The organism is Ruegeria discodermiae, from assembly GCF_030758345.1.
Taxonomy (GTDB): domain Bacteria; phylum Pseudomonadota; class Alphaproteobacteria; order Rhodobacterales; family Rhodobacteraceae; genus Ruegeria_C.
Genome location: NZ_JAVAMO010000005.1, coordinates 79,509 through 99,168 on the forward strand (window position 1 = coordinate 79,509; position 19,660 = coordinate 99,168).

18 protein-coding genes are annotated in these 19,660 nt (G+C 61.4%); 6 read left to right on the forward strand and 12 right to left on the reverse strand.

All coding sequences use genetic code 11. The features are described from left to right. The first annotated feature begins 1 nt into the window (after nucleotide 1). From glgA to Q5Y75_RS13440, 4 genes are read left to right on the forward strand one after another with little or no spacing between them, the layout of a single operon-like run. The gene (glgA, locus tag Q5Y75_RS13425; protein ID WP_306198170.1) at nucleotides 2-1,438 is read left to right on the forward strand and encodes a glycogen synthase GlgA; all 1,437 of its coding nucleotides are present in this window, start codon (nucleotides 2-4) and stop codon (nucleotides 1,436-1,438) included. Further along, nucleotides 1,435-3,540: a glycogen debranching protein GlgX gene (gene glgX, locus Q5Y75_RS13430; RefSeq protein ID WP_306198171.1), complete on the forward strand. Its 2,106-nt coding sequence runs from the start codon at nucleotides 1,435-1,437 to the stop codon at nucleotides 3,538-3,540. The genes glgA and glgX overlap by 4 nt, the downstream gene beginning before the upstream one ends. Further along, a complete protein-coding gene (malQ, locus tag Q5Y75_RS13435; RefSeq protein WP_306198173.1) occupies nucleotides 3,537-5,528 on the forward strand; it encodes a 4-alpha-glucanotransferase in 1,992 nt (663 codons plus the stop codon). The genes glgX and malQ overlap by 4 nt, the downstream gene beginning before the upstream one ends. Next, nucleotides 5,525-7,156, forward strand: a complete 1,632-nt coding sequence (locus Q5Y75_RS13440) for an alpha-D-glucose phosphate-specific phosphoglucomutase (protein WP_306198175.1) — start codon at nucleotides 5,525-5,527, stop codon at nucleotides 7,154-7,156. The genes malQ and Q5Y75_RS13440 overlap by 4 nt, the downstream gene beginning before the upstream one ends. A 15-nt stretch (nucleotides 7,157-7,171) precedes the next feature. Here Q5Y75_RS13440 and Q5Y75_RS13445 read toward each other — a convergent pair whose 3' ends face one another. The 11 genes from Q5Y75_RS13445 to Q5Y75_RS13495 form a co-directional block, all read right to left on the reverse strand. After that, on the reverse strand, nucleotides 7,172-8,272 hold the full coding sequence (locus Q5Y75_RS13445) for an alpha-hydroxy acid oxidase (RefSeq protein ID WP_306198177.1): 1,101 nt from the start codon (nucleotides 8,270-8,272) through the stop codon (nucleotides 7,172-7,174). Next, nucleotides 8,272-8,826 (reverse strand): sulfopyruvate decarboxylase subunit beta, encoded by a 555-nt coding sequence (comE, locus tag Q5Y75_RS13450; RefSeq protein ID WP_306198179.1) that lies wholly within the window; start codon nucleotides 8,824-8,826, stop codon nucleotides 8,272-8,274. The genes Q5Y75_RS13445 and comE overlap by 1 nt, the downstream gene beginning before the upstream one ends. Beyond that, nucleotides 8,823-9,329, reverse strand: coding sequence for a sulfopyruvate decarboxylase subunit alpha (locus Q5Y75_RS13455; RefSeq protein ID WP_306198180.1), 507 nt, complete (start codon nucleotides 9,327-9,329; stop codon nucleotides 8,823-8,825). Before Q5Y75_RS13455 ends, comE begins: the two co-directional genes overlap by 4 nt. Before the next feature lie 44 nt (nucleotides 9,330-9,373). After that, nucleotides 9,374-9,790, reverse strand: coding sequence for a universal stress protein (locus tag Q5Y75_RS13460; protein WP_306198182.1), 417 nt, complete (start codon nucleotides 9,788-9,790; stop codon nucleotides 9,374-9,376). Nucleotides 9,791-9,820: 30 nt separating this feature from the next. Continuing rightward, nucleotides 9,821-10,801 carry a zinc-dependent alcohol dehydrogenase gene (locus tag Q5Y75_RS13465; protein ID WP_306198184.1) on the reverse strand — a complete coding sequence of 327 codons (981 nt, stop codon included), beginning with the start codon at nucleotides 10,799-10,801 and terminating at the stop codon, nucleotides 9,821-9,823. After that, nucleotides 10,798-11,559, reverse strand: a complete 762-nt coding sequence (locus Q5Y75_RS13470; RefSeq protein WP_306198186.1) for an SDR family NAD(P)-dependent oxidoreductase — start codon at nucleotides 11,557-11,559, stop codon at nucleotides 10,798-10,800. The genes Q5Y75_RS13465 and Q5Y75_RS13470 overlap by 4 nt, the downstream gene beginning before the upstream one ends. After that, the gene (gene hisD / locus Q5Y75_RS13475) at nucleotides 11,552-12,859 is read right to left on the reverse strand and encodes a histidinol dehydrogenase (RefSeq protein WP_306198188.1); all 1,308 of its coding nucleotides are present in this window, start codon (nucleotides 12,857-12,859) and stop codon (nucleotides 11,552-11,554) included. Before hisD ends, Q5Y75_RS13470 begins: the two co-directional genes overlap by 8 nt. 12 nt (nucleotides 12,860-12,871) lie before the next feature. Continuing rightward, entirely contained in the window at nucleotides 12,872-14,200 is a 1,329-nt protein-coding gene (locus Q5Y75_RS13480; RefSeq protein WP_306198190.1) for a TRAP transporter large permease, read from the reverse strand. Nucleotides 14,201-14,211: 11 nt separating this feature from the next. Next, the gene (locus Q5Y75_RS13485; protein WP_306198192.1) at nucleotides 14,212-14,724 is read right to left on the reverse strand and encodes a TRAP transporter small permease; all 513 of its coding nucleotides are present in this window, start codon (nucleotides 14,722-14,724) and stop codon (nucleotides 14,212-14,214) included. 113 nt (nucleotides 14,725-14,837) lie between these two features. Next, nucleotides 14,838-15,983: a TRAP transporter substrate-binding protein gene (locus Q5Y75_RS13490; protein WP_306198195.1), complete on the reverse strand. Its 1,146-nt coding sequence runs from the start codon at nucleotides 15,981-15,983 to the stop codon at nucleotides 14,838-14,840. 23 nt (nucleotides 15,984-16,006) lie between these two features. Further along, nucleotides 16,007-16,192: a hypothetical protein gene (locus tag Q5Y75_RS13495; protein ID WP_306198197.1), complete on the reverse strand. Its 186-nt coding sequence runs from the start codon at nucleotides 16,190-16,192 to the stop codon at nucleotides 16,007-16,009. A gap of 137 nt (nucleotides 16,193-16,329) precedes the next feature. Between Q5Y75_RS13495 and Q5Y75_RS13500 the strand changes: the two genes are divergently transcribed. Further along, a complete protein-coding gene (locus Q5Y75_RS13500; RefSeq protein ID WP_306198199.1) occupies nucleotides 16,330-17,355 on the forward strand; it encodes a LacI family DNA-binding transcriptional regulator in 1,026 nt (341 codons plus the stop codon). Between the two features lie 35 nt (nucleotides 17,356-17,390). After that, nucleotides 17,391-18,968 (forward strand): gamma-glutamyltransferase family protein, encoded by a 1,578-nt coding sequence (locus Q5Y75_RS13505; RefSeq protein ID WP_306198201.1) that lies wholly within the window; start codon nucleotides 17,391-17,393, stop codon nucleotides 18,966-18,968. Nucleotides 18,969-18,989: 21 nt separating this feature from the next. Here the strand turns inward: Q5Y75_RS13505 and hspQ are convergent, their stop codons facing one another. Beyond that, nucleotides 18,990-19,316, reverse strand: coding sequence for a heat shock protein HspQ (gene hspQ, locus Q5Y75_RS13510; RefSeq protein WP_249710719.1), 327 nt, complete (start codon nucleotides 19,314-19,316; stop codon nucleotides 18,990-18,992). Between the last annotated feature and the right edge of the window lie 344 nt (nucleotides 19,317-19,660).

Sequence of the window (19,660 nt, forward strand, 5' to 3'; positions counted from 1 at the left end):
CATGCAAGTCTTGATGGTCGCATCCGAATGCGCGCCTTTTGCCAAAACCGGCGGGCTGGCAGATGTTGTGGGCGCGCTGCCCGCCGCACTCGCACCCCTTGGCGTCGAAGCGCAGGTTCTGATGCCCGCTTACCCGGCCCTGTTCCCGCTGCTGCCTCAGGGCGAAGAGGTGGCAAGATTTGACGACCTGCCGGGCGGCACCGGGCGTCTGATCCGGGTCACCTCCGAAGGTGTGCCGTTGCTGCTGCTTGATGCACCGCAGCTCTTCGACCGGCCCGGTGGGCTTTATGTCGATGAAAGCGGACAGGACTGGCCAGATAACGATCTGCGCTTTGGCGCGCTATCACAGGCGGCAGCCCGGATCTGCATGAGGGCCATCGACGGATACCGGCCCGACATCCTGCACGCACATGACTGGCAGGCCGCTCTTGCGCCGGTCTATCTGAAAATGGAAGGCCGCCCAGAGCCTCGCACGGTCCTCACCATCCACAATATCGCATTTCAGGGCCGCTACGGCCCGCAGGCACTTGGCCTATTGGGCCTCAAAGGCGACTGGTTCCATCCCGAAGCGCTCGAGTATCACGGCGATCTGAGCTTTCTCAAGGGCGGGCTGATGTTCGCCGACCGCATCACCACCGTTAGCCCGAGCTATGCACGCGAAATCCTGACACCGGAATTCGGCATGGGTCTCGACGGTGTGCTGCGCGTCCGCAAAGACGTGCTGAGCGGATTACTCAACGGTATCGACCTGAACAGCTGGAACCCCGCTGACGACAACAAGATCACCCGCCCCTACAACGCCCGCAGCCTGAAGCGCAAATCGGAAAACCGGGCGACTATCTGCGACCGGATGGAGCTTGCCCCTGACGCGAGCGGCCCCTTGTTCTGCGTGATCAGCCGGTTGACCCAGCAAAAGGGCCTGGACGCCCTGCTGAGCGCTGTGCCGCATCTGGTCGCGTGCGGTGCGCAGCTTGCCGTGCTGGGATCTGGAGAGCCCGAGTTGGAAGCCGGGTTCAGACAAGCGGTTCAAGACCATTCTGGCAGTGTCGGCGCGTTCATCGGGTATGATGAGCCCCTATCGCATCTGCTGCAGGCGGGTAGCGATGCGATCCTGATCCCCTCGCGGTTCGAACCCTGCGGGCTGACCCAGCTATACGGCCTGCGCTATGGCACCTTGCCAGTCGTCGCACGCACCGGCGGACTTGCCGACACCGTGATCGACGCCAATGTCGCAGCCATCGCGGCCAAGGCAGCAACCGGGTTCGTCTTTGACAATGTCAGCGCCGAAGGGCTGGCGCAGGTGATCGATCGGGTGGTTGATACCCATGCCGATCCCCATCTCTGGCAAAACATGCAGCGCGCCGCGATGCGCCATCCGGTCGGTTGGGACGATAGTGCCAAAGGCTATGCCGACCTCTATTCCGCGTTGGTCGCATGACATTTCAGGCGCCTATTTCCACCCGGTTTGAGCCCGGCAACCCGCACCGTCTGGGCGCGCATTTCGATGGTGGCGGCACAAACTTCGCCGTGTTTTCCGAGAACGGGCAGCAAGTCTTTCTGTGTCTCTATTCGGCTGACGGGCGCCGTGATGAACACCGACTGCCGCTGCCTGAGCGCACGGGCAGCATCTGGCACGGCTATCTGCCGGGCCTGCAACCCGGGGCGCTATACGGTTATCGCGTTGCAGGCCCTTATGATCCCGATCATGGGCATCGGTTCAACATCAACAAGCTGTTGCTTGATCCCTATGCGCGCGAGATGTCAGGTCGCTTCACCGACCATGAAGCAACATTCGGCTATCAATTGTATGCGCCGCAGGCCGATCTGTCTTTCGACTCCCGCGACAGCGCGGCCTATGTGCCCAAATCGGTTGTCACCGACCCTGCGATCTATACGCCCGATGCCAAGCCACTTGCACGTGGCTGGGACAACACGGTGATCTACGAGGCACATGTAAAAGGGAGCACAATCCGCAATCCCGCAGTCCCGGAAACGCTGCGCGGCACGTTTGACGGGCTCGCCTCACCGCAGATGCTGGACCACCTGACCGCGCTGGGGATCACCACAATCGAACTACTGCCGGTGCAGGCCATAAAATCCGAAAACGCACTGATCCGGCGCGGGTTGATCAATTACTGGGGCTACAACACGATCAACTTCTTCGCGCCCGAGCCGCGCTATCTTGGACCTGCCGGTGTGCGCGGCTTCCGCGCGATGGTAGAGCGGTTCCACGCCGCCGGGATCGAGGTGATCCTGGACGTGGTCTATAACCACTCGGCCGAGGGCGATCACCTTGGCCCGACGCTGTCGTTCCGGGGCCTCGACAATGCTGCCTATTACCGGCTGCTGGACGGCCAGCCGCGCTATTATGTCAACGACACCGGATGCGGCAACACGCTGGATGTGCGCCACCCGATCGTGACACGCCTGATCCTTGACAGCCTGCGGCACTGGGTTGAGGTCATGGGGGTCGACGGGTTCCGCTTTGATCTGGCCACCACGCTCTGCCGCGAGGATCACGGTTTTGATCGGCGCGGCGGGTTTCTGGATGCGCTGCGTCAGGACCCTGTTCTGAGCGCCGTCAAGCTGATCGCCGAACCCTGGGACATCGGCCCCGGAGGGTATCAGCTCGGCAGTTTCCCTGCCGAATTTGCCGAGTGGAACGACCGGTTCCGCGATACTGTGCGCCGGTTCTGGCGCGGCGACCGGCAGGGCGCACAGGATCTGGGATCGGCACTGCTGGGCTCGGCCGATATCTTCGATACCCAAGGCAGGCGGGTCTGGTCTTCGATCAATTTCGCCGCTGCACATGATGGGTTTACCCTGACCGATACCACCCGTTACGTGCAGCGCCACAATCATGCCAATGGTGAAAACAACCACGATGGCCACCATGCCAATTTCAGCGAGAATTTCGGCGTTGAGGGCCCAACCGACGACCCCGGCATCACCGCAGCGCGGCTCAGGCGACAGCGCAACCTGCTCGCAACCACGCTGCTGTCGCAGGGCACGCCAATGCTGCTGGCTGGGGATGAGGGCGGTCATTCCAAGCGTGGCAACAACAACAGCTATTGTCAGGACAACGAGGTCAACTGGATCGACTGGAACACGCTGGACACTGATCTGATCGCCTTCACCGCCGCCCTGACCCGGTTTCGCCGCGACCATCGGGTGCTGCGGCAAAGTAACTTCCTGCATGGGGCCACCAGAACCTCGGACAGCAAACCCGATGTGGAGTGGCGCGACTTTGACGGCAGCGCGCTGAACTGGCGCGATCCGGGGCTGGCCTGCCTGTGCCTGCACCTGCGTGGCAATGCCGAAACCCTGCACGGCGCCGCCGAAACGGATGAGGTCCTGCTGGCCTTCAACCGGACCGACGATCCGCAGGAGCTAATCCTGCCGCCTGCCCCACGAAGCTGGGTGCGCGAGATTGACACCTCGGTGATGCAGCAGCGGCGACTGTCCGTGCCGGGTGCCTCAATCGTGGTTCCGCCCCACGCGATTGCTGCCTTTTGTCTGTCCGAAGAGACAGCGGAATGAGCCAGACCGACACGGATTTGCGCGATCTGGCACGCGCGCATGGGGTTTACACCGAATATTCCGATCTGCATGGCCAGCAACATCTGGCCGGTCCGGACACGCTGCGCGCGTTGCTTCGCGCGCTCGGCGTTGAGGCCGGATCGGAAAGCGAGTTGCGCGACGCGCTGCACCACGGTCGGAACCAGGAACGCAATCGCCATCTGCCCCTCGAACATATCGTAGAAGCCGAACAGACCAGTTCCCTGCCCCTGCGCGTGCCGTGCGAGTGGTGCGTGACCGGTGAAACCGGCTCGGTGCTTGCCGAAGGGAGAGCGGATGGGGTGCTGAACCTGCCGGGCCTGCGTATCGGTTACCATCATCTGCACGCCAGTTTTGCGGATCATAGCGAGATCACTCGTATCCTCGCCCGCCCCGCAAAAGCGCCGGACCTGCAATCCCGCACCACGCAACACCGCAGCTGGGGTATGACCGGCGCACTCTACGGGTTGCGCAGCGCGGACAATGGCGGGCTTGGAAACTATGCCGACCTGAGCGCGGCGGTATCCTCACTTGGGGCGCTGGGCACGCAGTTTTTTGGCATCAACCCGGTGCACGCGTTGGGCTGGGCGAATAGCGAGATCATAAGCCCCTATTCACCCTCCCACCGGGGGTTTTTCAACACCGATCACATCGCAATCCGGGGTGGTCTGGGGCCAACGCCAGAGGCGCCTCTGATTGACTATGCCGCGTTCCGCAAGCGTCACGCGGCGGCACTGGAACAAGCTTACGCGGAGTTCAAAGGCCGCGCAGACACATCTGCCTTTCTTGACTGGCAAGACCATGCCGGGTCAGAGCTTGCCGAATTCGCCCTGTTCGAGGCCCTGAGCGAGACATATGGGCCTGATTTCCGAGGCTGGCCGCAAAAGCTCCGGCAGCCCGGGCCGGAGGCCGAGAGGGCCGCAGGGGAACGCACTGAATTCCACGCCTGGCTGCAATGGCAGGCGGACATGCAGATCGGCGCAGCCCAGCGGGCGGCGCAGGCGGCGGGCATGTCGCTGGGGCTCTACCTCGATCTGGCGGTCGGGCCCCGCCCCGACGGGGCCGAGGTCTGGATGAACGCCGCCACCATTGCGCGGGGCGTGACCATCGGCGCGCCGCCGGACCACCTGAGCCCCGAAGGCCAGTCCTGGGCACTTGCTGCCCATGCGCCCGGCCCTCTGGCCGCCGCCAACTACGCTCCGTTCCGCGCTATGCTGCGCACGCTGATGGACAAATGCGGCCTGCTCAGGATTGACCACGCGCTTGGCCTCGCCCGCAGCTACTGGTTGCCAGACGATGGCAGCGCAGGTGGATATGTCACCCAGCCGTTCGCCTCGCTTCTGGCAGTGATTCAGATCGAGGCCGCGCGCGCGGGCTGTGTTGTGATCGGCGAGGATTTGGGCCTTGTACCAGCGGGGTTTCGCGAACAGATGAACGCAGCCGGGCTTTATAGTTACGCAGTCTGGCAGTTCGAAACCCGCCCGGATGGCTCCATCCTGACCGCAGGCAACCTTGCATCTTATGGGCTGGCCTGTTTTGGCACCCACGACACCCCAACATTAAGCGGATTCTGGCATGGTATCGATATCGAATGGTGGCACCGTGTTGGATGGCTGAACGCCCCGGCGCGCGCCAGCCAGCATGGGCATCGCGCCCGTCAACGCCATAGTTTGCGCAAGAACTGCAACATTGCGCCGGAGGCCCGGATTGCGGATGTCATCGATGAGGTTCACGCAGAACTGGCCACCGCACCGTCCGAGCTTGTATCGGTTCAGCTGGACGACGCGCTTGCAGTGACCGAAGCACAGAACCTGCCGGGCACGATTGACGCACACCCCAACTGGCGCCGCCGCTTGCCTGTCTCCGTTGACGGGTTTGCAACATCGATGGCGCTGCGACATGTTGCTGACACGATGAAAACCTACCGTCCGCCCGAACCAGCCCAGCAAGAAGAAGAGGCCTCAGTATGACCATTCTGACCCATGTCTGCACGCCGTTTGAAGGGCAGAAACCCGGCACCTCCGGTTTACGCAAGAAGACGAAAGTGTTCATGCAGCCCGGATATGTCGAATGTTTCGTGCAGTCGATTTTCAATGCAATCGGCGGTGTTGAGGGCAAGACGCTGGTCGTGGGCGGCGATGGGCGGTACTTCAACGCCGAAGCGATCCAGACCATTCTGCGCATGGCATCGGCCAATGGTGCTAGCCAGATCATCGTCGGGCGCGACGGGCTATTGTCGACGCCGGCAGCGTCGAACCTGATCCGCAAACGCAAAGCCGATGGTGGCCTGATCCTGTCAGCCAGTCACAATCCAGGTGGAATCGACGCGGATTTCGGACTGAAATACAACATTTCTAACGGCGGCCCCGCACCGGAAAGTGTGACCGACGCGATCTTTGAGCAAACCCAATCGCTCAGCAGTTACAAGACCCTGGACAGTGACGATATCGACCTGGGCACCGTGGCCGACCTGGCACTGGGGGATATGCGGGTCGAAATTGTCGATCCGGTTTCGGACTACGCCGAACTGATGCAGGAGCTTTTCGACTTCAGCGCCATTCGCGGGCTGATCAATGGGGGCTTCACCTTGCGCTTTGATGCGATGCACGCGGTCACCGGACCGTATGCCAAGACCATTCTGGAGGGCATGCTGGGCGCACCGGTCGGCACCGTGCTCAACGGTGTGCCCTCGGTGGACTTCGGCAAGGGCCATCCCGACCCAAACCCAATCTGGGCGAAACCGCTGGTGGATATGGTGATGGCCGAAGATGGGCCCGATTTCGCCGCCGCCTCGGATGGCGATGGCGACCGCAACATGATCCTTGGGCGCGGTATCTATGTCACCCCGTCCGACAGTCTGGCGATACTGGCGGCCAATGCCCATCTGGCACCCGGATATTCCGATGGGCTGGCTGGCGTGGCGCGTTCCATGCCGACCAGCCGCGCCTGCGATCGCGTGGCCGAGGCCATGGGCATTGCCTGCTATGAAACCCCAACCGGCTGGAAATTCTTCGGTAACCTGCTGGATGCGGGCCGCGCCACACTTTGCGGCGAGGAAAGCGCCGGCACCGGAAGCGATCATGTGCGCGAGAAAGACGGACTCTGGGCGGTCCTGCTCTGGCTGAACATCCTCGCAGTGCGGAAAATCGGCGTGCAAGAGATTTTGCGGGACCATTGGCAAACCTATGGTCGGAACTATTACTCGCGCCACGATTACGAAGCGATCGCCACAGGCCCCGCGCAGGATCTGATGCAGAACCTGTCGGACAGGTTGGCGGATTTGCCGGGCAAGGCCGCAGGGTCACTGGTTGTCGAAGACGCCGATCAGTTCACCTATCACGATCCCGTCGATGGGTCTGTCAGCCACAATCAGGGGCTGCGAATTACCTTCGCGGGCGGCGGGCGCGCCGTGCTACGGCTTTCAGGAACCGGGACCGAAGGCGCGACCCTGCGCATTTACCTTGAGCTTTACGAACCGCCATCGGGCAAATTGGACATGGAGCCACAAGAAGCGCTTTGGGGCATCTCTCAAGCTACCCGTATGCTGTGCCAGTTGACCGAGCGCACAGGCCGGACCGAACCCGATGTTGTGACCTGAGGGGGAAGGTCCATCTCAGACCTTTGCGGCTTCCACCGAGGTGGCCCCGATCTGGGCTAGGGCGATGGACATCTCATCGCTCAATACATCCCAGAGCTGGCCCAACCCCGCCTCTCCCCGCGCCGCAATCGCGAATTGCATGATACGACCAAAAAAGACGAAATCCGCACCGGTAACGAGGGCCTTGAGCGCGTCCTCGCCCGAGCGCAGCCCGCTGTCGTAAAACAACGGATACCCGGCCCCGACCGCCTTGCGGATATCAGACAGGGCCGAAATGGGTGCTGGCGCGCTATCCAACTGGCGCGCGCCATGGCTTGAGACCTGAATGGCATCGACGCCCGCCTCTTTCAGGGCCACGGCATCCTCGGGATCAAGCACACCTTTGACAACCAGATTGCCGCGCCACATATCGCGCAGCCGCGCGAGCGTGTCCCAATTCGCTTTGGCCCGGCTTTCGGTCCGGTCGAAGCTGTAGCCCGCCATCTGGAAATTCGCCATCTGGGGACGCCCCTGCGCCAGCGTGGATAGTGACCAGCGGGGATGCAGGGCGAAATCCAGAAACTGGCGCGGACCGATGCGGAAGGGCATGGTGAACCCGTGGCGCAACTCGCGCGGGCGGCGACCCACCTCCGGTACATCCACTGTCAGGACCAGCGTTTCATATCCCGCATCCCGCGCCCGTTCCGCCAGCTTGAACGTGCCCGCGCCATCGCCGCTGAAATAAAGCTGGAACCAGGCATTGCCCTGCGCGACCTCGATCATCTCTTCCATGGGGGTTGAGGCAACGGTCGACACCCCCAGCGGCACCGAATACCGCGCCGCCAGACGGGCCAGCATCAGATCGGCACCCGGGGAGGCAAGGTTGCACATGCCCATGGGCGCGATGCCAAACGGGCGCTGCGCGGGCTTACCAAACAGGGTCGTCGACAGCGATCTGTCACTGACATCGCGCAGGATGCGCGGGCGCAGGGTCAGGGCATCCAGCGCCGCGCGGTCGCGGGCTGCGCCCGCCTCTGCCCCTGCGGCACCGTCGATATAGTCAAACACCATCCACGGCAGACGCCGCCGTGCAAGACGGCGGGCGTCTTCGGCGCTGTGGATAGCGCTGGTTGACATCAGGCCTGAACGGCCTTCATGAAGCGGTCGCGGATCACCACCGGGTCCATGGTGATCACCGGGTTCTTGGCGTTGCCGCTATCGCATTTGACGACGATTACATGCATCTTGCCACTCTCCAGCGCCTTTTGCAGAACCTCACCGGTGTCCACATCCCGGCATTCGATGACATTCTCGCAACCGCAGGCCTCGGCCACCTTGGCGAGCGAGGTCTTGAGGCCCGCATAGGTCGGCTGATCGCCGGTCGAGCCATAAGACCCGTTATCGATGATCATCAGGATATAGTTGTCCGCCACATTGTTCGCGATGGTCGGCAGGGTACCCATATTGGTCAGGATCGAACCGTCGCCATCGATGACGATCACCGGTTTGGGCTGCGCCAGCGCCAGCCCCAGCCCGATAGACGAGGCCAGCCCCATCGTGCCCAGCATGTAGAAGTTTGTGGGCTGATCGTCGATGGCGTGCAACTCTTGGCTCGGTATACCGATGTTACAGACAACCAATTGGTCGCGCAGGATCGGAGCAATTTCTTTCAAAATCTCGGAACGGATCATTGGTCGCCATAGCCTCCCCAGAAATTGGCATCGGTCAGGATCGCCACGGGCTTGTTGCACATAAAGGTGTATTTCAGGATGTTGTCGAGTTCCTCGACGTCCTTCTGCCAGTGGAAGTGATAGGTCGGGATATTCATCTGCGCCAAGAGCGCCTTTGTGTGGATCGCCATCTCGACCTGACAGGCAACCGGTTCGCGCAGCTCTCCGCGATAGGAAATCAGCATCGGCAGGGGCATGCGATAATACTGGATCAGCGTCGCCAACGTGTTGAACGTCACCCCAATAGCGGTGTTCTGCATGATGATCGCTGGGCGTTTGCCGCCCATCCAGGCCCCGGCGCAAAGCCCCATACCCTCGTCTTCCTTGTTCGAGGGGATATGATAGATGTCGTCGCGCTGATCAATCTCTTCGATCACGCCAGCCAGTTGCTTGCACGGCACTGTGGTCACGAACGAGATGTCATTGGCGACAAGATCATCGGCGATCTTCTTGTCGATATTCATTGTCTGGTTTGCCTTTTCGGTTCGAGGCGCAAATCGCGCCTTCTTCAGGGTTGAGAATTGCGTTGGACATGCACCGCGCAATGGGCGTGCCGAACCACGCGCGCGGCGGTGGAGCCGAGGAAATAGTCGCTCAGGCCGGGTTTATGCGAGCCGATCACGATGCAATCGACCTCATTTGCGTTGGCGTAGTCGATGATGGTGCGCGCCGTGTGACCCTTGATGATCTCGGGCGTGATCCCTTCCGCGCCGCCAAGTTTTTCCTCCAGCAGTAGTCTTGCCTTTGCAAAGCCCTCGTTGACGAGGGTCTTGTCCAGATAGGCGCTCGCCGAGCCTTGCGGCGTCTCATAGACATGCAGCGCGATGATTTCGCAGGCGCTGCCACCAAGGGCCCGCGCCACCTTGAGCGTATGTTGCGAAATGTCGTGATCCAGCGCCATCGGGACCAGAATTTTACTATACATGTCCTGTCTCCATCGGGTGTTCGGTGTTCTCTATGCCCATGGTGTTAACACGATTTTCGGGGCAGCGACCGCACCGGCGCGCAAATTCTGGAACGCTTCGAACCCGTCGGAGAGCGGGCGTTCCTCGATCCAGTCCAGCGCGCCGAGCCGACCGTCAAAGATGGCCTGCGCGGTGTCGCGAAAATCCTGCGCCGTGTAGGTATAGGTGCCGATGAAGCGGATCTCCTGCAGGGTCATCCGGCGGATGTCGAGCCCGCCACGATCCTCGCCAAGGCCCACATGGGCGATCACACCGCCCGGTGCGGTATGTTCCGAGGCCACCGCACGCGTCGCGGAATAGCCCACCGCGTCAATCACCACCTCATAGAGTCCTTCGGGCTGGGCCAGCACATCCTGTCCGCAGTGATCCTGCAAATAGGCGCGGCGCATCTCGTTGGGTTCGGTGATCACCACATCCTCGATCCCCATCGCTTTCAACGCCAGCGCAGCAGCAAGGCCGATCGCCCCGCCGCCGATCACCAGTGCGCGGGCCTGCGCGCCGCGGTGCAGGCTCTCCACAGCCAGTCTGACCGCGTGCCAGCTGACGGCCAGTGGTTCTGCCAGCGCGGCCTTGGCCAGTGAAATCCCTTCGGGCACTTCGACCAGATTGGTGTCGGGCATGGCAACGTATTGCGCAAACGCCCCCTCGCGCGGGGGCATCGAGATGATCTGGCGGTCCGGGCAGATATTCTCACGCCCCGACCGACACGCAGCGCAGATGCCGCAGCAGACCAGCGGGTTGATCGTGACACGGGTGCCATCGCGCGCACCGCCAACAATGACCCCCGCTGCCTCATGCCCGAGTATCAGCGGCGCAGGGCGGCGCGCGTCATGGCCCAGGTAAGCATGCATGTCCGAGCCGCAGATGCCAACAGCCTCGACCCGGATCAGATGCTCTGCCTCACGCGGAACTGCGTCCGGCACCTCGCGATAGCCCATCTGTTCCACACCATCATACACAAGCGCCTTCATTTCGCGGTGAACCCCCCGTCAACCATCAGGACCTGCCCGGTCACGTAGCTGGAGGCGTCCGAGCACAGGAACAGGATCGGCCCATCCATATCCTCCATCCGCCCGTTGCGCTTCACGCAGGTTTGCGCCGCGTTGCGTGCCGCGCGGTCCGCGTCGTCAAAGACCGCCTGCGTCAACTCGGTCGGAAAGAACCCCGGGCCGATTGCGTTGGCGGTGATGCCGTCGCCTGACCAGGCCTCGGCCATGGCGCGAGTCAGTTGAGCGATGCCCCCTTTGGAGGCGCCATAGGCCACGCCGCCAGGAAAGGCCCGTGTGGTCTGCAAGGAGGCGAAGTTGACGATCCGGCCCCAGCCTTTTTCTTTCATCGCAGGCACCAGCGCCTGGCTCAGAAAAAACGGTGCGGTGAGGTTCAGCGCCAGCGTCTGATCCCAGCCTTTCGCACTCACCTCATCCGCCATCTCGCGCGTGTTCACCCCCGCCGCATGAATGACGATATCCGGCGGGCCGAAGTTTGCGTCCACGTTCGCCACCAACCCATCCAGCCCGTCCCGATCAGACACATCCGCGACAACGCCGGCGGCATCCGGGCCAATCTCGGCGCAGAGGCCATCCAGCGCATCCTGCCGCCGGGCGAGGCCAACGACGCGCGCCCCGGCCCGTGCCAGAACCAGCGCCGCGCGCCGCCCCAGGCCCGAGCTTGCCCCGGTCACAAGAGCCACCCGACCGGTCAGATCAAAGAGCGCCCTCGGGTCAGCCATCTGCGGACAGGTCGAATTGCTCGTCCGGAAAATACTTGGCCAGCCGCACATCAGCCGCGCGGGCATGCCCTTCCATGCCCTCCAGCCGCGAGATACGCGCGGTGGCTTCGGCGACCGACTTCGAGCCTTCGCGCGTGGCGCGCTGCCAGGTGACGATCTTCATATACTTGTGGACGCTCAGACCACCAGTATAGCTGGCCGCCCCCGAGGTCGGCAGCACGTGGTTGGTTCCCGTGGCCTTGTCGCCATAAGACACCGTCGTCTCCTCGCCCAAAAACAGCGAGCCATAGCAGGTCAGACGGTCCAGCCACCAATCCAGATCCTCGGCCTGCACGGTCAGATGCTCGGGCGCGTAGTCATCCGAACAGGCCGCCATTTCCTCGCGATCCCCACACAGGATCACCTCGGCATAGTCGCGCCAGGCGGCAAAGGCGTTGTCGCGGTTCACCTCGGGCAGATCGTGGATCAGCGTCGGCACCAGTTCCATGACCTTCTCGGCCACTGCCCGGTCATCGGTCACCAGCCAGACCGGCGAGTTGTAGCCATGTTCGGCCTGGCTGACCAAATCGGTCGCCACCACAAACGGGTCCGAAGCTCCGTCGGCCAGAACAAGACTGTCGGTGGGGCCTGCGATCATGTCGATGCCGACGCGGCCGAACAGGATGCGCTTGGCTTCGGCGACAAACTGGTTTCCGGGACCGACAAGGATGTTGGCCTTGGGCAGCCCGAACAGACCATAAGTCATTGTGGCAACGCCCTGCACGCCACCCATCGCCAGGATCTTGTCGGCGCCGCAGATATGCGCGGCATAGACGATCGCCGGGGCAACCCCGACGTCGGGCCGGGGCGGCGAACAGGCGGTGATATGGCGACAACCTGCAACCTTCGCCGTGGTCACCGTCATGATGGCGCTGGCGATATGGCTATAACGCCCGCCGGGCACGTAGCAGCCCGCCGCATCCACCGGGATGGCTTTCTGACCCGCGACAAAGCCCGGCACGATTTCCAGTTCGACATCCGACAGCGTTGCCTTCTGGGTTTCGGCAAAGCGACGGACATTGTCATGGGCAAAGCGAATGTCAGCCTTCAGCTTTTCGGGCACCAGCGCACAGGCGGCCTCGATCTCTTCGGGCGAAAGCAGGACGCTGCCCTCATAACGGTCAAATTTCTTGGCATATTCCAACGCCTTATCATCGCCGCCCGCCTCGATCTCTTCGAGGATCGTCTTCACTGTCTCATGGACTTCGGACGCATGGGATTGCGCGGTCAGGGTTGCCTTTTTCAGGTATTCACGAGGCATATTCAACAGGTCCTATTGGTAGATTTCTGGAAGCAAGGTGGTCGAAACCGCAGGAATATAGGCGATCAGAAGCACCACGATCAGCATAGTCAATACGAAGGGCACGGCCCGGGCGGCAATCTTCAGAATCGACTCGCCGGTAATGCCAGATACGACAAACAGGTTCAGACCCAGCGGTGGTGTGATAAAGCCAACGCCCAGTGCGGTGATCATCATGATGCAGAACTGAATCTCGTTCATGCCGATATTGTCCGCCAGAGGTTTCAGGATCGGCGCCAGGATCACGATGTTTGGCGTCGTCTCCATCACGCAGCCCGCCGCGATCAGAATACCGATCATCAGCAGGATCAACAGATAGGGATCATCGGTCAGCGATGTGATCGAGGCCACGAAGCCCTGCGGCACACCCATGATCGCCAGTGCTTCAGCCAGCGGGGCCGAGAATGCGATGATCGGCAGGATGACGCCGTTCACTTTGGCCGAGCTCACCAGCATCGAGGGGAAATCCGCCAGCGTCAGCGTGCGCAGGATGAAACCCATCGCGATGGTGACGACCACCGCCGTGGCGCCCGCTTCGGTCGGGGTCAGGCGGCCCGAGAAGATACCGTAGAAAATGATGCCCGGCACGATGAAGGCATACCATCCGGATTTCAGCGCCTTGCCCAGATTGGCCAGCCATTCGCCCCAGGTCATCATGCCACCACCCTCATAAGCGTAGAGACGGTTCATGATGATGTTGGTCACAAGGATCGATACCAGAATGGCCAGACCGGGAATCAGCGCCGCGAGGAACAATGTCGAAGCCGAGATGCCCAGAACCAGACCGATGATGATATAGGCGATCGACGGCGGGATCAGGATGCCGGTACAGGCCCCCGCCGCCACCAATGCGCAGGCATAGGGGCGCGGATAGCCGCTTTCGACCAGACGGTCGATGGTCATGCGACCCACGGCGGCAGCGCCTGCCGCGTCAGAGCCCGAGATGGCGGCGAACATGCCGCAGACTAGAACCGTGGCCGAACCGAAACCGCCCTTGGCAAAGCAGGTCAGCGCCTCAGCCACGTCGAGAAACTTGCGCGACAGCCCAGTGCGGACCAGCACGTCGCCGGTCAGGATAAAGAGCGGCACGGCGGTCAGCGCAAAAGCGTCGATGCCGGTGAACAAGCTCTCGCCCACAAGGCTGAGCGGCAGATCGCCGGACATGATCAGCATAACAATCGCCGCCGAGCCGATAGCAGCCCAGACCGGCACGGCCAGTGCGATCAGCGCCACGAACATCATGACCGGCACATAGAAATCCCAGCCGAGCTCGACCGTCTGATTCAGAGAATTCCAAAGCATTGCCTATCCTCTCAATCAAACAGCTTGTCGCCTTCGAAAACGGGCGTACCGTCTCGCAAGGACTTGAAATCACGTAAGAAAGACTGGATCAGCCGCCATATCATCAGGGCAAATCCGGCGGGCACCGCCATCAGGAACCAGACCTTGGACACCCGCAGCCCGTCGGTGACCGACCCGAACTTGGCCGAGACATGCACCGCCTCGTAAGACCAGTAGAGCGCGATGATCGCGACCACGAACATTACCAGATCGCCGAAGATGTAGAGCAGCGCCTTGGGTCGGGGCGGCAGATAGTGCATTACGACATCGATGCGGATATGCGCGCGTTCCTTGACCGCAGCCGCCGCACCGATCCAGGCGAGGTAAATGAAGGAATAGCGAACGATTTCTTCTCCCCAGATCGAGGAGTAGGCGAAGATTTCGCGCCGCAGCACTTCGATCGCCATGGTAATGACCAGCATGACGTAGAACACCAGCAGCAGCCAACGTTCGGCATCGCGGTCTATTTTCTGAAATAGAGTCATCTTCTGCCTCGAATCCTGGCAACACCTCACGGCTCGACCCGAGATGCGGCCGATCTTTGGTGGTGCTGATGGTGGTAGGAGCGGGCGCGCAATCGGCACCCGCCCGGATGGCGTCAGGCGTCGTGGACGTAATATTTGCCCTGCGTGTCAGCCGCTTCGACCAACTTGTCGAACGCCTCCATCGACCCGGCCAGTTCGGTCTTGAACGGGTCCCATTCCGACCGCTGATAGCCACCGGCGTCTTTCCATTCCGCCAGCTGGTCATCGCTCAGCGAATGGAACTGGACGCCCGCCTTGTTGAGTTCAGCCATCGCATAAGCCCGCGCCGAGGGCACTTTGGATAGGTTCTGGTGGCTGGTCATTTCCGCCGCCCACATAATCCCGTCCTGCACATCCGCCGGCATCGAGTTGAACCATTCCAGATTGCAGGAATAGACCTGACTATCCGGCACTGCCTGGGTGAAGGTCACGTTGCTCAGGATATCCTTGAAACCAAAGACAAAAAGTGCGCCCACCGAGGGGTCGAGCGCGTCGGCCACGCCCTGCTTGATGGCCGACGGCGTCTCGCCCCAGGCGACCGGCGTCGGGTTCGCGCCAACCATGCGATAATACTGCTGCAGCATTTTCGAGCCCGGAACACGGAACTTCACGCCGCTCATATCGGACGGCGTCAGGATGGCGTCTCCGCCCTGGCGCACCGCAACGACGCGGGGATCAATGACCACATAAAACAACGCCTTGAAGCCCGCCGCCTCGACCTTGGGATGCACCTCATTCTTCCAGGTGTCCGAATGCACCAGATTGGTGAAGCGCTGGTTTGAGCCGCAGAGATAAGGCATGTTGATCAGATCGACGGTCGAGGCAAAGGGCGCGAAGTTCGACAGCGAATGCTGCGCCGCCTGAATGGTCCCACCCTGCACTTTCTGAACCAGCGAACCGCCGGCCCCTAACTGCCCGCCCGGCGCCAGCTTGACATAGACCTTGCCGTTGGTGGCGTTCTGGATGTTTTCCTTGAGGTCCAGTTGCATGATCGGATAGCTGCGCGAGGCGCCCAGAACATAAGCGGTCGCAACCGTCATGATGTGATCGGCGGCCTTTTCGCGATCCTTTTCCTCTTTCGCCGTCTGCGCCGCTGCCTCAGACGACCAAAGCACGCCGCCCGCCCCCGCCACGAGCGCCGCGGTGAACGCACCACCCGCGCTGAGTTTCAGAAAGTTCCGGCGTTCAGCCGAAGCAAGGTTTTGTTTTTCGTTGTCCATCAATTGTCCTCCCATTGGACAAATCAGCTTCCGTCATTGGCGTTGCGGTCAGCTTCTTTCTTTAAGATTGCGACAACGAACAGGATCGACGCCGCGAACAGAACCAGCATTTCCCCCACGTCGCCCAGAATGGCGCTGTCCGCGAAGGCACCCAGCGCCACGTTCCCGAAATAGATGGCAAACACGACGATCGATGCGACGAGATACATATCCTGGGCTCCAGATGGATTCGGCTCTATGCTACTTTGTAAGCGCTTACATTGAAAATGCAAGCGCTTACATCGACAACTTTCAAACCTGCCGCAATGTGTTAGAAGTTAAGCAAATGCAAAGCACAGGTTTTGAAATGTCGAAACTGAGATCCGCGCCCACGTTGGACGATGTCGCCCGCAAAGCGGGCGTCTCGACGGCCACGGTGTCACGGTGCCTCAACGCCCCGGACCGGGTTGTGGAAGCCACGCGCAAGCGCGTCATGTCCGCCGTCGACACGCTTGGATATACGCCGAACTTCGCGGCCCGTGTCATGGCGGCCAAGCGCAGCTTTACCATCGGCGCGATCATCCCGACCATGGAAAACGCGATCTTTGCGCGCGGCCTGCAGGCCTTTCAGGAAGAGTTGCATCAGCGCGGCTATACCCTGCTAGTCTCCAGTTCGGCCTATCGCCCCGAAGTTGAAGAAGAGCAGATACGCACCCTGGTCGCGCGCGGCGCCGACGGGCTTTTGCTGATCGGACACGACCGTGATCCGAAAATCTATGACTATCTTGAGCGCCAGAAAGTACCTGCCATGGTGGCATGGTCCTACATTCCCAACGCGCGCGCGCCCTCGATCGGATTTGACAACCGGCAGGCGATGCAGGCCTTGGCAGATCGGGTGATCGGGCTGGGACATACCCGGATCGCGATGATCTCAGGCTTCAGCCAGGGCAATGACCGTGCACGGCTTAGGATAGAAGGCGTGCGGGATGCCCTGCGAAGGGGGGGCTTGCAGCCCGATGCTCTGACCGTGGTCGAAACCTCCTACGAGGTCGAAAGCGGGGCCGATGCATTTGCTCAGCTCATGTCACAGAACCCGCGCACCACCGCGATCTTGTGCGGCAACGACGTGCTGGCCGCCGGGGCGCTGCGGCAAGCCCAAAACATGGGGATGCGTGTGCCCGAAAATGTCTCTATCACCGGATTTGACGACATCGAACTTGCCCAAATTGTCAGCCCTGCCCTGACCACCGTACACGTGCCGCATCGCGAGATGGGCGGAAAAGCGGCGCTTGAACTGGTCGAAATGGTTGAAAAGAGCATTCCGGGAAGTACCATCCGCCTGCAAACAGACATTGTCGAGCGCCACTCGCTGGGCCCGGCAAACAAAAGCTGAGGCTTCGCTTCGCGCGGGTAAGAGGATCAGATCATATGCGTGACTTTCAGGTGCCGGGCCGCTCCGAGGTGTTGGCGACAAACGGCATGTGCGCAACGTCGCACCCGCTGGCGGCACAAACCGCCATCGACATTCTCAAGCGCGGCGGCAACGCGATGGATGCAGCGATCTCGGCGGCGGTGCTGCTGGGCATATGCGAGCCGCAGATGACCGGTATCGGTGGCGATTGCTTTGTACTCTATACCCGCCCCGGATCGCAGCAGGTCCATGCCCTGAACGGCTCGGGTCGCGCCCCCCGTGCGGCGGACCCGGTAGCCTTGCGCGCGACTGGCGTGGACAAGGTCGATCCGGGCAGCGCCGAAGCGGTCACGATCCCCGGCGCGATCGACGCGTTCTGCCACCTGTCAGAGACCGAAGGCCAGATCGGTCTGGACACGATCCTGCAACCGGCGATCCACTATGGCGAAACCGGCATACCAGTGGCGGCGCGGGTGGCGTTCGATTGGCAACGCGACGCCGCCCATCTGCAAGGCAGCGCGCGCGACCACTATCTGCTGGCGGGCGACGTCCCGCAACCCGGCCAGATATTCCGCGCCCCGCAACAGTCCGAGGTGCTGCGCCGGATAGCGCGTTCTGGACGCGATGCGTTTTATTCCGGCGAGGTTGCTGAGGATATGGTGGCAACGCTGCGCTCGCTCGGCGGCACCCATGACATGGCGGATTTCGCCGATACTGGCTGCACGGAAACAACCCCCATCGACGGCGAATATAAATCCGTCGAACTGGTCGAACATCCGCCAAACGGCCAGGGCGCCACGGCGATCCTGCTGCTCAACATCCTGAGCCAGTTCGACCTGCCGGCCATGGACCCGCTGGGCAGCCAGCGCGCGCATATCGAGGCAGAGGCCACGAAGCTAGCCTATGACGCGCGCAACCGGTTTCTGGCTGATCCCAACCACAGCCACCGCCTCGACCACATGCTGGACCCCAACACCGCCCGGGCGCTGGCAGCGCTGATTGATCCGCAGCGGGCGATGCCCGACCCTGCACCATTGAGCGAAGAGGTGCACAAGGACACCATCTATATCACTGTCGTGGACCGGGACGGGATGGCCGTATCGCTGATCTATTCAATTTTCCGCGGCTTCGGGTCCGGCATCGCATCCGAAAAGTTCGGCATCCTGTTCCAGAACCGCGGATCGGGCTTCACGCTGGAACCCGGCCATCCGAACGAGTTCGGCGGCGGCAAACGACCGATGCACACGATCATTCCCGGAATGCTGCGCCAGAATGGGCGGATCACCCTGCCCTTTGGCGTCATGGGGGGGGCCTATCAATCGACCGGACACGCGCGTTTTGTTTCCAATCTGGTCGATTACGGCATGGGATTGCAGGCCGCTCTGGACGCCCCACGCTGCTTTTCCGATTCGGGTAAGCTGCTCGTAGAGCGTGGTTATTCGGACGCGGTACGGCAGGAACTGGCCGAGCTGGGGCACAGCGTCACCCTCCCCGACGTGGCCATCGGCGGCGCGCAAGCGATCCGGATCAGGGATGATGGCGTGCTGGAAGGCGCAAGCGATCCAAGAAAGGATGGCTGCGCCCTGGGATACTGACCGGATTGGGCGCCTATGCGCCTAGTTCAACTGAAAATGCAGCGGATAAGAACCGTCTTCGAACGGGCCAAACATGTCTGGAATATCAGGATGTTGCACCGGTTCTCCGGAGTAATCGGCAACCAGATTCTGTTCCGAGACATAAGCTACATAGTAGCTTTGGTCATTCTCGGCCAGAAGGTGATAAAACGGTTGTTCCTTGCGCGGACGGCTGTCCTCGGGAATGGCGAGATACCACTCCTCGGTATTTGAAAACTCCGGATCAACGTCGAAAACAACACCACGAAACGGGTGTTTTTTGTGACGCACGACCTGGCCCAAATGATATCTGGCGCGTGTCTTTAACATTGTACTATTGCCCCTACTGCGTTCCAGTATCCCGAAACCGGCGCGTTTTGTCCAACAGAAGTCCCGGTTTAGCAAGGAAACAGACTGTGAACTTCATTCGGACAGTGACCGGATTTCCGGCATTGTTCGTCCTGCTTGGACCGGGTTTTACGCCCTTGCGCGCGGAAATCGAGCGAAAAATCCGACTGACGCCGCATCACTCCTGAACTCGGCGGCACCCCGCCTGCGCGCTTTAGGTCGCAGATCAGGACAGAAAAGGTCCCAAAACCGCCAGCTTGTTGAATCCCCCAACGATTTCATGGCGAATGTGATTTCCCATGCGCACGTTTTGCGGTATGATTGCC

What these genes read in the sequence shown, in the direction of transcription:
- glgA (WP_306198170.1), top strand. Translation starts at nt 2, where the DNA reads ATGCAAGTCTTGATGGTCGCATCCGAATGCGCGCCTTTTGCCAAAACC.
- glgX (WP_306198171.1), top strand. Translation starts at nt 1,435, where the DNA reads ATGACATTTCAGGCGCCTATTTCCACCCGGTTTGAGCCCGGCAACCCG.
- malQ (WP_306198173.1), top strand. Translation starts at nt 3,537, where the DNA reads ATGAGCCAGACCGACACGGATTTGCGCGATCTGGCACGCGCGCATGGG.
- Q5Y75_RS13440 (WP_306198175.1), top strand. Translation starts at nt 5,525, where the DNA reads ATGACCATTCTGACCCATGTCTGCACGCCGTTTGAAGGGCAGAAACCC.
- Q5Y75_RS13445 (WP_306198177.1), bottom strand. Translation starts at nt 8,272, where the DNA reads ATGTCAACCAGCGCTATCCACAGCGCCGAAGACGCCCGCCGTCTTGCA.
- comE (WP_306198179.1), bottom strand. Translation starts at nt 8,826, where the DNA reads ATGATCCGTTCCGAGATTTTGAAAGAAATTGCTCCGATCCTGCGCGAC.
- Q5Y75_RS13455 (WP_306198180.1), bottom strand. Translation starts at nt 9,329, where the DNA reads ATGAATATCGACAAGAAGATCGCCGATGATCTTGTCGCCAATGACATC.
- Q5Y75_RS13460 (WP_306198182.1), bottom strand. Translation starts at nt 9,790, where the DNA reads ATGTATAGTAAAATTCTGGTCCCGATGGCGCTGGATCACGACATTTCG.
- Q5Y75_RS13465 (WP_306198184.1), bottom strand. Translation starts at nt 10,801, where the DNA reads ATGAAGGCGCTTGTGTATGATGGTGTGGAACAGATGGGCTATCGCGAG.
- Q5Y75_RS13470 (WP_306198186.1), bottom strand. Translation starts at nt 11,559, where the DNA reads ATGGCTGACCCGAGGGCGCTCTTTGATCTGACCGGTCGGGTGGCTCTT.
- hisD (WP_306198188.1), bottom strand. Translation starts at nt 12,859, where the DNA reads ATGCCTCGTGAATACCTGAAAAAGGCAACCCTGACCGCGCAATCCCAT.
- Q5Y75_RS13480 (WP_306198190.1), bottom strand. Translation starts at nt 14,200, where the DNA reads ATGCTTTGGAATTCTCTGAATCAGACGGTCGAGCTCGGCTGGGATTTC.
- Q5Y75_RS13485 (WP_306198192.1), bottom strand. Translation starts at nt 14,724, where the DNA reads ATGACTCTATTTCAGAAAATAGACCGCGATGCCGAACGTTGGCTGCTG.
- Q5Y75_RS13490 (WP_306198195.1), bottom strand. Translation starts at nt 15,983, where the DNA reads ATGGACAACGAAAAACAAAACCTTGCTTCGGCTGAACGCCGGAACTTT.
- Q5Y75_RS13495 (WP_306198197.1), bottom strand. Translation starts at nt 16,192, where the DNA reads ATGTATCTCGTCGCATCGATCGTCGTGTTTGCCATCTATTTCGGGAAC.
- Q5Y75_RS13500 (WP_306198199.1), top strand. Translation starts at nt 16,330, where the DNA reads ATGTCGAAACTGAGATCCGCGCCCACGTTGGACGATGTCGCCCGCAAA.
- Q5Y75_RS13505 (WP_306198201.1), top strand. Translation starts at nt 17,391, where the DNA reads ATGCGTGACTTTCAGGTGCCGGGCCGCTCCGAGGTGTTGGCGACAAAC.
- hspQ (WP_249710719.1), bottom strand. Translation starts at nt 19,316, where the DNA reads ATGTTAAAGACACGCGCCAGATATCATTTGGGCCAGGTCGTGCGTCAC.